We start from the raw sequence: 13,465 nt of genomic DNA on the forward strand, positions 1-13,465 counted from the left end.
GAGGAGCGCGGCTTGATTCGCCATATCGTCATGTGGAGCGTGCGCGGCGCCACGCCCGAGGAAAAGAGCGCCAACATCGCGAAGCTGCAGGCCAGCTTCCACAGCCTGCGCGGCCGCGTGCCGGGCCTGCTGCACCTGGAAGTGGGCGTGGACCACAGCCGGGTGGACTACGCTTGCGACGTCGTGCTGGTGAGCGATTTCGAGTCGCAGGCGGCCCTGGACGCCTATGCGACGCACCCGGAACACCTGCGGGTGAAGCAGGAGGTGGGCGACATGCGCATCGCCCGCCACCAGGTCGATTACCGCGTGGAGTAGCAACATGGAAAAGCAGACTCTGGTGCGCGGCGCCACCGTGATCACGATGGACCAGCAGGGCGACCTGCCGCGGGCCGACATCCTGGTACGCGGCGACTGCATCGTGGAGATCGCGCCTTCGCTGAAGGTGGACGACGCCGAGGTGGTGGACGCCAGCGGCAGCATCGTCATCCCGGGCCTCGTCAACGCGCACATGCACACGTGGCAGACGGCGCTGCGCGGGCTGGCCGCCAACTGGACGCTGCTGGAGTACTTCCAGAAGATGCACGCCGGCCTGGCCACGGTGTTCCAGCCGGAGGACCTGCGCATCGCCACCCGCGTCGGCGCGCTGAACCAGCTGAATTGCGGCACCACGACGCTCGCCGACTGGTGCCACAACAATCCGACGCCGGCGCACAACGACGCCGCTATCGAGGGCCTGCGCTCCACGGGCATCCGCGCCGCCTTCTTCCATGGCACGCCCAAGCCGGACCCGAAGCCGGGCCAGACGCCCTTCTGGGAAGTGCCGCATCCGCGCGCGGAAGTGGAGCGCCTGCTGAAGCAGCACCAGGGCAACCCGCTGCTCACCATCCACGCCGCCGTGCTGGGTCCGCACTATTCGACGCTGCCGGTCGCGATGCACGATTTCCGCATGGCGCGCGAGCTGGGCCTCATCGCCTCGCTGCACCAGGGCGGCGGGCCGGCCCGCACGCCGGACGGCTGGGTGCGGCTGGAGCAGGAAGGCCTGCTCGGGCCCAACATCAACATCGTGCACGGCCACGCGCTCAGCGACGAACAGTTGAAGCGCTTCTGCGAGCTGGGCATGAGCTTCTCGGCGGCGGCGGAGAACGAGATGTCCCAGGGCCACGGCCATCCGCTGACCGGGCGCCTGCGCCAGTTCGGCCGCGCGCCATCGCTGGGCGTCGATCTGGAAAGCGTGCTCTCGGGCGACATGTTCACGCAGGCCCGCGTCGCGCTTGGCATGCAACGCACGCTGGACAACTTCGCCTGGCGCGAACAGCACGGCACCATCCCGCCCACGTCCACCATCACCACGCGCGAAGCGCTGTCGTGGGTGACCGTCGAGGGCGCGCGCATGCTGCAGCAGGAGGACCGCATCGGAACGCTTGCGCCAGGCAAGCAGGCCGACCTGGTGGTGATCCGCGCGAGCGACCTCAACATGCAGCCGGTGCACGACCCGGTGAACTCGGTCGTGTTCCAGACCTCGCTGTCCAACATCTCCGACGTGATGGTGGCTGGCCGCTGGAAGAAGCGCGATGGCCGCCTCGTCGGCGTGGACTTGGCGCCCTGCCTCGAGGCGCTGCGCGCGTCCGGGCGCAAGATCACGTCCGCCCTGGGACTTGCGTCATGAACAACTTCGTCTATATCGGCCGCCCGGCCCGCGTGGTCTTCGGCGCGGGGACCCTGCAGCAGCTGCCGTCCGAGGTCGACCAGCTGGGCGCGCGCAAGGCGCTCGTGCTCTCCACGCCCGAGCAACGTGCCTCGGCCGAACAGGTCGCGGCGCTGCTGGGGCCGCGGGCCGCCGGCATCTTCGACCGCGCGGTGATGCACGTGCCGATCGAGACGGCGCGCGAGGCGCGTGAGGTCGCGAGGAAACTGGGCGCCGATTGCGCGGTGGCCATCGGCGGCGGCTCCACCACGGGCCTGGGCAAGGCGATCGCGCTGGAATCCGCGCTGCCCATCATCGCCATCCCGACCACCTACGCCGGCTCGGAGATGACCACCATCTACGGCATCACCGAAGGCGGGCTGAAGAAGACCGGCCGCGACGACAAGGTGCTGCCGCGCACGGTGATCTACGACCCCGAGCTCTCCGCCGGCCTGCCGGTGGGCTTGAGCATCACCAGTGGCATGAACGCCATCGCGCACGCGGCCGAAGGCCTGTACTCGGTGACGACCAATCCGATCATCGAGATCATGGCGGAGCAGGGCATCGCGGCGCTGGGCCGCGCGTTGCCGCGCATCAAGGCGCAGGCAAGCGACATGGAAGCGCGCAGCGACGCGCTCTATGGCGCGTGGCTTTGCGGCACCGTGCTGGCTTCGGTGGACATGGCGTTGCACCACAAGCTGTGCCACACGCTGGGCGGCACCTGGAACCTGCCGCACGCGGAGACGCACACCATCGTGCTGCCGCACGCGCTGGCCTACAACGCGCCGGCCGCGCCGGAAGCGATGCGCAAGATCGCGCGGGCGCTGGAAGGCAAGAGCGCGGCGCGGGCCGTGTTCGATCTCGCCAAGGACAACGGCGCGCCGGTGGCCTTGCGTGACATCGGCATGAAGGAAGCGGACCTGGACCGCGCCTGCGAGATTGCGATGAGCAACCAGTACCCGAATCCGCGGCCGCTGGAGAAGGCCGCGATCCGCCAACTGCTGCAGGATGCGTACGAGGGCCGCCGGCCCGCCTGATGCTGTCATGCCGGGCTTGACCCGGCATCCATTGGCGGTCGTCGCGCGGGCCTCACTCGGCCGATGCGGCGACGGTATGCGTGGCCGGCACGCCAGTCGCCTGTTCCCAGCTCAGGACCTGCGATGGCGCGGCGCTCCAATCGGTGCCGTAAACGCGGTGGCCGTTCTGCCACATGGCCAGTGCGACGCGGGCCGCAGGCACATGCCCTTCGTCGGCCAGCGCGGCAAAGCGGCCGTAGGCGGCGGACCAATGGCCCGCGCGGCACAGGCGCATCGCCTCGCGGAAGCGGGCATCCTGCGCCTGGTGCTGTGCGGCCTCGACGTCGACGGTTGCCGGCGGCTGCGCCCGGCCCGACAGGAGTGCGCTGCAGGCCAGCACGGCGGCGGCGAGGACGAGGGCGATGCGCTGCATGGTCGGACTCCTTTCGCAGGGATGGACACAGCGTAGGGGCGCGTCACGCCCGGCGCAGTGCGTTTTCGCACCTCCGGTGTCACACGACTTTCACCTTCGCTGCCGAAACTCCCGGGCTTTGGAGTGCAAGGAGAAGAAGAGATGCGCCGCCTCGCCGCCGTCCTGCTGCTCGCCGCCGGCGTCGCCGGCTGCGGCGTGCACCCCGAAGCCGAACTCGCGCAGGGCCTGCGCGTGCTGGCCGCGCCGCAGCCCGATGCGCGCGCCGCCTCCGTGCTGCTGCGCCGGGCGGCGCAAGCGGGCTCCGCGCGGGGAGCCTTCCACCTGGCGCTGCTGCTTCGCAATGGGGCCGACGGCGTGACGGTGGACCACGCGCAAGCCTTCGCCTGGATGCAGCGGGCCGCGCAGGGCGGCCTGCCGCGCGCGCAGTTCCTGCTGGGGCAGATGCTGCTGGCCGGCGAGGGCGCCGCGCACGACGCGACGCAGGCCAGGTACTGGTTCGAGCAGGCCGCCGAACACGATTTGCCGGAAGCGAACCTGGAACTCGCGATGGCGGGCCAACGCGGCGACTGGGGCATCACGCCGGAAGAAACTGCGCGCTACATGATGGAAGCGCAGCACGCGCAGAAGCATCGGCCGCCGGAGCCCTGAAGCGTCACGCAGCCGCAACATGCCGCGGGCATGATCCATGAGCCAGAACAACGATCGATTGTCTCCTTCGGTCCCCGGACCGGATTCAGCGCCCCGCCGCAAGTCGGGGCGTTTCTTTTTATTGCACCAGCCCGCGCCGCGCAGCTTCCAGCGTGGCCTCGGCGCGCGAGGACACGTCCAGCTTGCGGTAGATCTGCTTGATGTAAGAGGCCACGGTGTGCCGCGACAGCCCGAGCTGCTGCGCGATCTCGGGCAGCGTGTAGCCCTTGGCCACCCGCTGCAGCACCTCGGTCTCGCGCTCGGTCAGGCGCGCGCCTTCCGGCTCGCCGGCCAGGGGCACCAGCGGGACCGGCGCGCGGGCCTGGCCGAACCAGGACAGCACCCGGCGCGCGATCGGCGGCGACAGCGGCGGCTCGCCATTGGCGATGCGCAGCAGCTGCGCGGCCAGCGCCTCGCGTGGCTGCTCCTTCAGCAGGTAGCCGAAAGCGCCCGCCTGCAGGGCCGGGAACAGGTGCTCGTCGTCGTCGTAGATGGTCACGACCACGGCCAGGCATTGCGGGTCGCGCTGGTGCAGCGCGCGCACGACGGCGATGCCGCTGGCATCGGGCAGGCCCAGGTCGACCAGCGCCAGGTCGAAACGGCGTGTCGCCAGCACCGCCAGCGCTTCATCGACGCGGCCCACCGCGTGCACTTCGATCTCGGGGAACACCGACCGGGCGATGTCCGCCAGCCAGTCGCGGACCTCGGCCAGGTCCTCCACCACCAGCGCTTGCTTCATGCGACCTCCTGCGGGACGGGTTGGATGGGGGCGAGCGGCACGCGCACGAGCAGTTGCGTGCCGCCGCCGGCGACCGCGGCGAAGCGGTGCGTGCCACCCAGGTTGCGGATGCGCCGCTCGATGTTGGGCAGCCCGTGCCCGCGCTGTGGCCGGCCGGCGGCCGGCATGCCGCGGCCGTCGTCCTCCACCTCGATCTGGATTTCTTCGTGCGGGAAGCGGATGCGCACCGCGCAGCGGCTGCCGCCGCTGTGGCGGATGGCGTTGCTCACCGCTTCACGCAGGATGCGCGTCAGCTGCACGTGGGTGCGCGCGGGCAGGATCAGCCCGGGCGGCGGATCGTCGGCCAGCCACTCGGGCCGCAGGCCGCCTTCGGAGAGGCGCGTCACCGTTTCCGCGCGCCAGTCGGCCAGCGCTTCTTCCGCGGGCGTCACGTGGCCCGTCATGCCGCGCACCGACAGCCGCATCTCCTCCAGCGCCTGGCGGCCCAGGCCGGCGATGCGCTCGGGCTCGCCGCCGCGCTGGCTGGCCTGCACGATCGTCAGCAGCTGCGCGCCCAGGTCGTCGTGCAGGTCCGATGCGATGCGGCGGCGCTCTTCCTGCGTGGCCTGCGCCGTGCGCAGTTCGGCGATCTGCTGCCAGTTCCGTTCGATCTCCTGCGTCTTCGCGACGACGCGCTGCTCCAGCTGCAGGTTCAGCGTCTCGGCCTGGCCCAGCGCGCGCACGAACAGCTGGATCAGCCGTGCCGCGATGACCCCGAAGACCAGTGGCATCGCGAAGTGGGCCGGATGGATGCGCGTGAGCGGCAGCACGTGGTACTGCTGCAGCAGCTCCAGCACCAGCATCAGCACCGAGTGCAGCAGCACCGCGCCGACCAGCCAGAACTCGCTGCGATGCGTGCGCCAGGAAAGCACGAAGAAGGCGACCACGCAGGCGAGGAACTCCAGCGCGCCGATCGCGTAGAGCAGCGAGGACACCGGCAGCAGCCGGCCGTGGGCCGAGCCCGCGAGGACCAGTGCGAACACCACGCACTGGAGCACCAGCGCGCGATGCATCCCGCGCACCGGCCGGTCCAGCAAGCGCATGAGGAACAGCATCGCGAACGACACCACCGGGAAGAAGACGAAGCAGACCAGGGCCTCGGTCGCCCAGTGCGAGGCCAGCGCCACGCGCGCGAACAGGCGCGCCGTGAGCGCCGCCCAGCCGACGGTGAACAGCGCGAAGTACAGCATGTAGCGGTCGTGCCGGCGCGCCAGCCACAGGCCGAACAGCGCGAGCCCCAGCCCCAGCACGCACACGCAGATGATCTGGGCGGCGGTGATGTTCCAGAAGTACTGCTGCTCGTAGTCCGGCTGCAGTTCGGCCATGGGCCCGACCTGCACCGCGCCCAGGCCGCTCGCGCGCTGGCGCGAGGACGCCTCGCCATAGGGATGGCCGGCCACGCGGATGCGCAGCTCGTTGCCCTGCGGCCGCAGCAGCGCCAGCGGCAGGGCGAACAGGCTCGGGTAGTAGCAGTTGCGCGCGTAGGGCGCTTCCATGCCGCTGCCGGAGCCCACCAGGTGGCCGTTGACGGACACTTCCAGCGTGCTGCAGGCGCGCGGCACGTACACGGCCAGCAGCTCGCTGCCGCCGGGGGTGTCGAAGGGCAGCCGGTATTCGACGATGCCCTCGAATTCCGGGAAGCCGTCGGCCCATTCGTGCGGCAGCTGCACGGGCCGGCTGGCGCCACCGGCCGGCGTGGCTACCGCCTCGCGCAACGTCAGCACCTCCGCGCGTGCGGGCAGCGCCCAGGCCAGCGCCAGCCAGCAGGCGAAGGCGAGCAGCAGGCGCAGCAGCGGAAGGGGCGGAGTCGACACGAACGGACTTTACCCGGCCGGTTGCCCGGCGCCGACCCGCCGGCACCCCCTGTTCGGGGGGAACCCGGCCCGTAAGGTGAAACCCCAGACCCCCCCTAGACGAGGGGGTGACAAGTAGGCCGCTTCCCTAGACTGGTCGCCGGACTGCAGGACCTGCAGCCGTGGACGTCGTCGAAGGGATACAGACATGTTGGGAAAGAGGGTTGCGGGGCTGCTGCTCGCCGCAAGCGCGAGCCTGGCGCTCGCGAACGATGTACCCGCCACGCTGGCCGGCGTGACGGTGGTCAGCGCCGAACAGGCGCGCAAGATGGCCGAAACTGGCGTGCCGGTGATCGACACCCGCGTCGGCAACGAGTACGCCGATGCGCACATCCAGGGCGCGAAGAACGTGCCGTACAAGGAGAAGAGCGCCAAGGACACCGGCTTCGACGCGAAGCAGGACCACTTCGACCTGGCGAAGCTGCCCGCGGACCACAACGCGCCGCTGATCTTCTACTGCAATGGCCCCGAGTGCTGGAAGAGCTACAAGGCGGCCAAGGTGGCTTCCGACGCCGGCTGGCGCAAGGTGCAGTGGCTGCGTGGCGGCTTCCCGGAGTGGAAGTCCAAGGGCTTCGCGGTCGAATGAACAAGCGCAGAGGCTTGAGCATCCGGCAGAAGCTGGTCCTGCTCGGATTCGTGTGCCTGGTCGGCGCCTCCGCGCTGGCCGCCCTGGCCATCCTGTTCTCGAACCGCGTGGCCGAGAGCGCGCGCGTGATCGACGAGGAGCGCTTCGCCCCGCTGTCGCGGCTGCAGGAGCTGGGCTCGCAGCTGAAGGAGGTGCGCTTCCGCCTGGCCGGCGTGCTGCTCGATCAGATGCCCGTGCCGGGCTCGCGCAACCAGCTGCACGAGACCGTGCAGGCGGCGCCCATCCTGTGGTGGCAGTTCCGCAATGCGGCCGGCCACCTGGAAGGCCGCAGCGCCGAACTGGCCCGGGCCATCGAATCGGAGATGCCGCAGTTCCAGCGCTTCGCGCAGGCGCTGGACCGGGCCTACGCCGCCGAGGACAAGGAGGCGCTGCAGGCGCTGCTGGAAGACGAGTGGCCGATCGTGCAGCAGAAGATCGTCAAGCCGCTCGATGCGATGGTGCCGAGCCTGAGCGCCGAAGTGGCGAAGGAGACCGCGTCGCTGGAAGCCTATGCGCGGCGCTTCCGCGGCACCATGGCGGCCGTCGCGGCGGCGGTGCTGGGCGTGACCCTGGTGCTGGCGCTGCTGGTCATCCGCTCGCTGATGGCGGGCGTGGGCGCGGCGATTGCCGTGGCCGAAGCGCTGGCGCGCGGCGACCTGTCGCAGCCGGCGGGCGGGCGCGGCTCGGACGAACTGGGCCAGTTGCTGCGTGCGCTGGACGGCACGGTGGAGCGGCTGCGCGGAACCATCGCGGGCGTGCGCGGCGGCACCCGTGCCATCGCCGGCGCCTCGCGCGAGATCGCCGTCGGCAATGCGGACCTGTCGCGGCGCACCGAGGAGCAGGCCACCTCGCTGGAGGAGACCGCCTCCGCCCTGGAGGAGCTGACCGGCACCGTGCAGCGCAACGCCGAGAACGCCCGGGCGGCAAGCGCGCTCGCCAACGGCGCAGCGAAGGTCGCGGGGCAGGGCGGTGACGTGATCGAGCAGGTGGTGAAGACCATGGGCGCGATCGACGCCAGCTCGCACCGCATCGCGGACATCACCGGCGTGATCGACGGCATCGCCTTCCAGACCAACATCCTCGCGCTGAACGCCGCGGTGGAAGCCGCGCGCGCCGGCGACCAGGGCCGCGGCTTCGCGGTGGTGGCGGGCGAGGTGCGCACCTTGGCGCAACGCTGCGCCACCGCGGCCAGGGAGATCCGGCAGCTGGTCGCCGCTTCGGCCGGCGAGGTGCAGGAAGGTTCGCGCCTGGTGGCTGCCGCCGGCCGCACGATGGCGGACATCGTGCAGTCGGTGCAGCGGGTCGACGGCTTCATCGCTGACATCGCCGCGGCCTCGCGCCAGCAGGCCCAAGGCCTCGAGGAGGTCAACCAGGCGATGGGCCAGATGGACCGCGTGACGCAGCAGAACGCGGCGCTGGTGGAGCAGGCTTCGGCCGCCGCGGAGTCGCTGCGCGAGCAGGCGCAGGGCTTGGTGAAGGCGGTGGCGGTGTTCCGGGTGGAGGAGCGGCCCGTCGCTTCGGAGAGCCAGCCGGAGCTGCCCGCCCTGGCCTGGATGCCCGCGTGATTCACGCCGCCGTGCCGGCGGCACGGCGGATGATCTCCGCGAAGTGCTTCAACACCGGGGAGCGCGTCGCGCCCTTGTGCCACAGCATGCCCGGCGTGCGGATCGGCGTCGGGTCTTCCAGCGGAATCACGCGCAGGTCGGCGGATTGCGAGACGGCGGTCTCGGCGATGACGCCGGCCAGGTCGGTCTGGCGCACCAGCTCGATCATCGGCGCCACCGAATTGAGCTGCGCCACGACCATCGGCGAAGCGCCGGCCTGGTCGAAGCATTCGTCCAGCAGCTTGCGGGTGAGGAACTGCCGCCCCAGCAGCACCATGCGCACCTGGTGCAGCTCCGCCATGCGCACGCGACGGCGCCGCGCCAGCGGATGGCGGATGCCCACCACCAGCCGCAGCTCCTCGTTGTACAGCGGCTCGAACCAGAGCTCGCTGCCTTCCGGCGGCCGGTAGGACACGGCCAGGTCCAGGTGGCCGGAGCCGAGCCGCTTGATGATGGTGCTGGCCGCCAGCTCCTCCACCGTCACCTGGATGCTGGGGTAGTGATTGAGCAGGGTCGCCACGCAGCCCGGCACCATGCGCGTGTTGAAGCTGGAGGTGGTGCCCAGGCGGATGCTGGCCGTGATGGTGTCCGCCGGCGCGCGCAGCGCCTGCAGCCCCAGGTCGATCTTCTCCAGCGCGGGCGTCATGTGGCTGCGCAGGATCTCGCCCGCTTCCGTCATGCGCACGTGCTTGCCGCTGCGGTCGAAGAGCGCGGTGCCCAGCTCCTCCTCCAGCTGCTTGATCTGGTGCGACAGCGTCGACTGCGTGACGTGCAGCCGCTCCGCGGCGCGCGTGAAATTGAGCGTCTCGGCGACGGCGTCGAAGTAGCGGAGGTGGCGCAGTTCCATGTGCGGGTTCGCCCGGATTGCGATCGATGGCATCGATCATAACCGTCGAAATTCATCACTTTCCGGCCCGTCCGCAGGCTCCTAGACTCCCGCCGGAACGTCAAGGAGACAAGCCATGGCTCAACTCGAGGTCAGCGATTTCGCGCAGGCGGTGATCGACCGCATGGGCGAGTGCAGAGACGAACGCTTCAAGCAGGTGATGACCGCGCTCGTGAAGCACGCCCACGCCTTCATGCGCGAGGTGGACCTGACGCCGGAGGAGTGGATGGCCGGCATCCAGTTCCTGACCGCCACCGGCCAGAAGTGCGACGAGCGGCGGCAGGAGTTCATCCTGCTGTCGGACACCTTGGGCATCTCGATGCTGACCGTGGCGCTGGCGCAGGCACGCGGCGCCAAGGGGCTGGATGCGCACCCCGGCGAGATGCCGACCGAAGCCACGGTGCAAGGCCCCTTCTTCTGGCCCGGCGCGCCGAAGTTGGACCTGGGCGCCGACATCGGCGAGGGCTACGGCGAGCCGACGCTGTACCACGGGCGCGTGACCGACACCTCCGGCCAGCCGCTGGCGGGCTGCGAACTCGATGTATGGTCCGGCGACGAGGGCGGCCTGTACGACATGCAGAAGGGCGACAGCATGAGCCTGCGCGCCCAGTTCCAGACCGACCAGGACGGCAACTACCGCTTCTGGTCGATCAAGCCCACCTTCTACCCGGTGCCGGGCGACGGGCCCGTCGGCGCGATGCTGGACAAGATGGGCCGGCACCTGAACCGGCCGGGCCACATGCACATGATGCTGAACGCGCCGGGGCACGAGAAGCTGGTCACGCACATCTTCGTCAAGGACAGCCCCTACCTCGATTCGGATGCGGTGTTCGGGGTGCGGAACAGCCTGGTGGTGGACTTCCCCAAGCACGGACCGGGCAAGGCGCCGGACGGGCGGGCCATGAGCAAGCCCTACTACACGGCGAAGTACGACTTCCGCCTGGTTCCGTCCGCGGGTTGAGGAGGCGCCCTTGAAAATCGGCAAGGCCACCGCGCCGCGTTCGGCGATCTGCACGTCCAACGAAGACCGCATCGTCGTGCGCGGGCACGACCTGGCGCGCGACCTGATCGGGCAGGTCGGCTTCGGCGACTATTTCTTCCTGCTGCTCACCGGCCGCAAGCCGGATGCCGCGGCCAGCGCGGTGCTCAACTCCACCCTGGTGGCGATCGCGGAGCACGGCCTGGTGCCCAGCGTGCAGGCCGCACGCATGACGATGGCGGCGGCGCCCGACGCCATGCAGGGCGCAGTGGCGGCAGGCCTGCTGGGCTCGGGCTCGGTGATCCTGGGCGCGTCCGAGACCGCGGGCCGCATGTTCGTCGAAATCGACCAGGCCGCGGCCGGTGGTGACTTGCATGCCGCGGCCCGCGCGGTCGTGAGTGCGCGGCGCGAGAAAAAGCTGCCCATCCCGGGCTACGGCCACCCCGAGCACAAACGGCGCGACCCGCGCGTAGACGCGCTGTTCAACGTGTCGGCGCGCGCCGGCGGCGGCCAGCGCTTCATCGAGATCGCGAAGGCGGTGGAAGACGTGATTCCCGAGGTGGTCGGCAAGGACCTCAAGCTCAACGTGTCGGCGGCCATCCCCGCCGTGCTGCTGGGCGTGGGCTTCCCGGTGAACGCGCTGAAGGGCGTGCCCATGCTGGCGCGCACCGCCAGCCTCATCGCCCACCTCAACGAGGAACTGGACGACCCGATCGGCTTCGCGCTGTCCTACCAGGCCACGCGCGAATACCTCTACACGGGCAAGATGCCGGAGGGCGGGCGGTGATCAAGGTCCTGGACGGCGTGCGCGTGCTGGAGCACGGCACCTTCATCACCGGGCCCGCGGCTTCGATGCTGCTGGCCGACCTGGGCGCCGACGTCGTGAAGGTGGAACTGCCCGGCACCGGCGACCCCTTCCGCGCCTTCAAGGGCGGGCTCTATTCGCCGCACTACCAGACGGTCAACCGCAACAAGCGCAGCGTCACCTTCAACACCAAGCAGGCGGCCGACCGCGAGCAGTTCGATGCGCTGGTGAAGGACGCCGACGTCTACATCCAGAACTTCCGCCCGGGCTTCGCCGAGCAGATCGGCGCCGGCTACGAGCGCCTGAAGGAGCTGAACCCGCGCCTCATCTACTGCGCCATCAGCGGCTTCGGCGCCACCGGCCCGGCGGCGCACCGGCCCACCTACGACAGCGTGGCGCAGGCGGCCAGCGGCTACCTGCGGCTGCTGGTGAACCCGGCCAATCCGCGCGTGGTGGGCCCGGCCATCGCCGACTTCGTCACCGGCTTCTACGCGGCCTACGGCATCCTGGGCGCGCTGTACGAACGCGAGCACAGCGGCGTCGCGCGCAAGGTCGAACTGTCGATGTTCGAGGCGATGACGCACTTCAACCTCGACGCCTTCCAGCACCTGTTCTCGGCCGACGAGGTGATGGGCCCCTTCAGCCGGCCCAGCGTCTCGCAGTCCTATGTGCTGGAGTGCGCGGACGGCAGCTGGATCGCCTTGCACATGTCGTCGCCGGAGAAGTTCTGGCAAGGCCTGGCCAACGCCATGGAGAAGCCGGACATCTTCCTGGACGAGCGCTTCGCCAGCCGGCAGGCCCGCATCGCCAACCAGGAGGCGCTGATCGCCGTGATGCGGCCGATCTTCAAGCGCCATGACCGCGCCGAATGGTGTCGCCGGCTGGACAGCAACGACGTGCCGCATTCCCCGATGTACACGACGGCCGAAGTGCCCGAGGATGCGCAGGCCAGGCACCTGCAACTGTTCGTGGAGACCGAGCATCCGGTGGTGGGCCACTGGCGCACCGTGCGCTCGCCGGTCAGCTTCGACGGCGAGCGCCCGCTGGAAGTGAGCGCCCCGCCGCTGCTGGGGGAACACAACGAGGAGCTGCACGCCGGCTGGAAGCCGCGCGCCGCGGCACCCGCGAAGGAGACGAGGAAGTGATGTTGCGCCGTGCCGTCCTGGCCCTGCTGGCCGCCCTGCCGCTCGCCGCCGCGGCGCAGGACTTTCCCAGCCGTCCGCTGAAGTTGGTCGTGCCCTTCGGGCCCGGCACCACCACCGACATCGTTGCGCGCGTGTTCGCCGAGGCGCTGGTGAAGCCGCTGGGCCAGCCGGTGGTGGTGGAGAACAAGGCGGGCGCGGGCGGCAACATCGGCGCCGACCTCGTCGCCAAGGCGCAACCGGACGGCTACACGATCGTCATGGGGACGGTGGGCACGCACGCGATCAACCCGGGCCTGTACCGCAAGATGCCCTACGACGCGCTGAAGGACTTCGCGCCGATCGGCTTCGCCGGCTACACGCCGACCCTGCTGGTGGTGAGCACCGCTTCTCCCGTGAAGTCGCTGAAGGACTTGCAGGCCGCGGCCGCCAAGCCGGGCGGCGTCAACTTCGCCAGTGCCGGCAACGGCACCTCGGGCCACCTGGCCGGCGAGCTGCTGAAGGCGCGCCTGGGCGGCGAGATGGTGCACGTGCCTTACAAGGAAGGCGGGCTGGCCATGACGGACGTGATGGGCGGCCAGGTGCAGTTCATGTTCTATCACCCGGCGGCGGTGATGCCGCAGGTGAAGGCGGGCAAGCTGCGCCCGCTGGGCGTGTCCAGCGCCAAGCGCAGCAGCGCCGCGCCCGACGTGCCGACGATCAGCGAGCAGGGCTACGGCGACTTCGACCTGGTCGCCTGGTTCATGCTCTACGCGCCGGCCGGCACGCCCGCGCCCGTGCTGGCGAAGCTGCGCGACGCCGTCGTGCAGGCCGTGAACAACCCCGAAGTGAAGGCGAAGCTGGAGGCCCAGGGCCTGGAAGTGCCGGTGCTCAAGCCGGACGAGATGGCCGCCTTCAGCCGCGTCGAGATCGCCAAGTGGTCCGAGCTGGTCAAGCGCTCGGGCGCGCACGTCGACTGATTCCACGACAAGAG

14 protein-coding genes are annotated in these 13,465 nt (G+C 70.3%); 10 read left to right on the forward strand and 4 right to left on the reverse strand.

Annotated elements, in window-relative coordinates; genetic code table 11:
* Positions 1-12 precede the first annotated feature (12 nt).
* Genes HHL11_RS05040 through HHL11_RS05050 form a run of 3 tightly spaced genes read left to right on the forward strand, consistent with a single transcriptional unit; the run spans position 13 to position 2,721 of the window.
* The gene (locus HHL11_RS05040) at positions 13-315 is read left to right on the forward strand and encodes a Dabb family protein (protein WP_205964207.1); all 303 of its coding nucleotides are present in this window, start codon (positions 13-15) and stop codon (positions 313-315) included.
* 4 nt (positions 316-319) lie between these two features.
* The gene (locus HHL11_RS05045) at positions 320-1,666 is read left to right on the forward strand and encodes an amidohydrolase family protein (protein WP_169417339.1); all 1,347 of its coding nucleotides are present in this window, start codon (positions 320-322) and stop codon (positions 1,664-1,666) included.
* Positions 1,663-2,721 (forward strand): maleylacetate reductase, encoded by a 1,059-nt coding sequence (locus tag HHL11_RS05050; protein WP_169417340.1) that lies wholly within the window; start codon positions 1,663-1,665, stop codon positions 2,719-2,721. The genes HHL11_RS05045 and HHL11_RS05050 overlap by 4 nt, the downstream gene beginning before the upstream one ends.
* A gap of 52 nt (positions 2,722-2,773) precedes the next feature.
* Here the strand turns inward: HHL11_RS05050 and HHL11_RS05055 are convergent, their stop codons facing one another.
* Positions 2,774-3,133 carry a hypothetical protein gene (locus tag HHL11_RS05055; protein ID WP_169417341.1) on the reverse strand — a complete coding sequence of 120 codons (360 nt, stop codon included), beginning with the start codon at positions 3,131-3,133 and terminating at the stop codon, positions 2,774-2,776.
* Between the two features lie 141 nt (positions 3,134-3,274).
* Between HHL11_RS05055 and HHL11_RS05060 the strand changes: the two genes are divergently transcribed.
* Entirely contained in the window at positions 3,275-3,781 is a 507-nt protein-coding gene (locus HHL11_RS05060) for a tetratricopeptide repeat protein (protein WP_169417342.1), read from the forward strand.
* A gap of 118 nt (positions 3,782-3,899) precedes the next feature.
* On the opposite strand, the gene HHL11_RS05065 is transcribed toward HHL11_RS05060, so the two are convergent.
* A complete protein-coding gene (locus HHL11_RS05065) occupies positions 3,900-4,559 on the reverse strand; it encodes a response regulator (protein WP_169417343.1) in 660 nt (219 codons plus the stop codon).
* A complete protein-coding gene (locus HHL11_RS34810; RefSeq protein WP_169417344.1) occupies positions 4,556-6,412 on the reverse strand; it encodes an ATP-binding protein in 1,857 nt (618 codons plus the stop codon). Before HHL11_RS34810 ends, HHL11_RS05065 begins: the two co-directional genes overlap by 4 nt.
* A gap of 187 nt (positions 6,413-6,599) precedes the next feature.
* On the opposite strand from HHL11_RS34810, the gene HHL11_RS05075 reads away from it, so the two are divergent.
* Positions 6,600-7,037 carry a rhodanese-like domain-containing protein gene (locus HHL11_RS05075; RefSeq protein ID WP_169417345.1) on the forward strand — a complete coding sequence of 146 codons (438 nt, stop codon included), beginning with the start codon at positions 6,600-6,602 and terminating at the stop codon, positions 7,035-7,037.
* Positions 7,034-8,641, forward strand: a complete 1,608-nt coding sequence (locus tag HHL11_RS34590; RefSeq protein ID WP_281068644.1) for a methyl-accepting chemotaxis protein — start codon at positions 7,034-7,036, stop codon at positions 8,639-8,641. Before HHL11_RS05075 ends, HHL11_RS34590 begins: the two co-directional genes overlap by 4 nt.
* 1 nt (position 8,642) lies before the next feature.
* Here HHL11_RS34590 and HHL11_RS05085 read toward each other — a convergent pair whose 3' ends face one another.
* Positions 8,643-9,560 (reverse strand): LysR substrate-binding domain-containing protein, encoded by a 918-nt coding sequence (locus tag HHL11_RS05085; protein ID WP_240980006.1) that lies wholly within the window; start codon positions 9,558-9,560, stop codon positions 8,643-8,645.
* 82 nt (positions 9,561-9,642) lie between these two features.
* Here HHL11_RS05085 and HHL11_RS05090 point away from each other — a divergent pair, with 82 nt between their 5' ends.
* The 4 genes from HHL11_RS05090 to HHL11_RS05105 are packed head-to-tail and all read left to right on the forward strand — an operon-like array spanning position 9,643 to position 13,451.
* Positions 9,643-10,527 (forward strand): dioxygenase family protein, encoded by an 885-nt coding sequence (locus tag HHL11_RS05090; RefSeq protein ID WP_169417346.1) that lies wholly within the window; start codon positions 9,643-9,645, stop codon positions 10,525-10,527.
* Positions 10,528-10,537: 10 nt separating this feature from the next.
* Positions 10,538-11,332, forward strand: a complete 795-nt coding sequence (locus tag HHL11_RS05095) for a citryl-CoA lyase (protein WP_169417347.1) — start codon at positions 10,538-10,540, stop codon at positions 11,330-11,332.
* Positions 11,329-12,495, forward strand: coding sequence for a CoA transferase (locus HHL11_RS05100; RefSeq protein ID WP_169417348.1), 1,167 nt, complete (start codon positions 11,329-11,331; stop codon positions 12,493-12,495). The genes HHL11_RS05095 and HHL11_RS05100 overlap by 4 nt, the downstream gene beginning before the upstream one ends.
* The gene (locus tag HHL11_RS05105) at positions 12,495-13,451 is read left to right on the forward strand and encodes a Bug family tripartite tricarboxylate transporter substrate binding protein (RefSeq protein ID WP_169417349.1); all 957 of its coding nucleotides are present in this window, start codon (positions 12,495-12,497) and stop codon (positions 13,449-13,451) included. The genes HHL11_RS05100 and HHL11_RS05105 overlap by 1 nt, the downstream gene beginning before the upstream one ends.
* Positions 13,452-13,465 lie beyond the last annotated feature (14 nt).

The sequence above is a fragment of the Ramlibacter agri genome, assembly GCF_012927085.1.
GTDB classification, from domain to species: domain Bacteria; phylum Pseudomonadota; class Gammaproteobacteria; order Burkholderiales; family Burkholderiaceae_C; genus Ramlibacter; species Ramlibacter agri.

Coding starts and splice junctions, on each gene's coding strand:
- HHL11_RS34590 (WP_281068644.1), top strand. CDS start 7,034: ATGAACAAGCGCAGAGGCTTGAGCATCCGGCAGAAGCTGGTCCTGCTC.
- HHL11_RS05045 (WP_169417339.1), top strand. CDS start 320: ATGGAAAAGCAGACTCTGGTGCGCGGCGCCACCGTGATCACGATGGAC.
- HHL11_RS05105 (WP_169417349.1), top strand. CDS start 12,495: ATGTTGCGCCGTGCCGTCCTGGCCCTGCTGGCCGCCCTGCCGCTCGCC.
- HHL11_RS05085 (WP_240980006.1), bottom strand. CDS start 9,560: ATGCCATCGATCGCAATCCGGGCGAACCCGCACATGGAACTGCGCCAC.
- HHL11_RS05060 (WP_169417342.1), top strand. CDS start 3,275: ATGCGCCGCCTCGCCGCCGTCCTGCTGCTCGCCGCCGGCGTCGCCGGC.
- HHL11_RS05065 (WP_169417343.1), bottom strand. CDS start 4,559: ATGAAGCAAGCGCTGGTGGTGGAGGACCTGGCCGAGGTCCGCGACTGG.
- HHL11_RS05075 (WP_169417345.1), top strand. CDS start 6,600: ATGTTGGGAAAGAGGGTTGCGGGGCTGCTGCTCGCCGCAAGCGCGAGC.
- HHL11_RS05055 (WP_169417341.1), bottom strand. CDS start 3,133: ATGCAGCGCATCGCCCTCGTCCTCGCCGCCGCCGTGCTGGCCTGCAGC.
- HHL11_RS05050 (WP_169417340.1), top strand. CDS start 1,663: ATGAACAACTTCGTCTATATCGGCCGCCCGGCCCGCGTGGTCTTCGGC.
- HHL11_RS05090 (WP_169417346.1), top strand. CDS start 9,643: ATGGCTCAACTCGAGGTCAGCGATTTCGCGCAGGCGGTGATCGACCGC.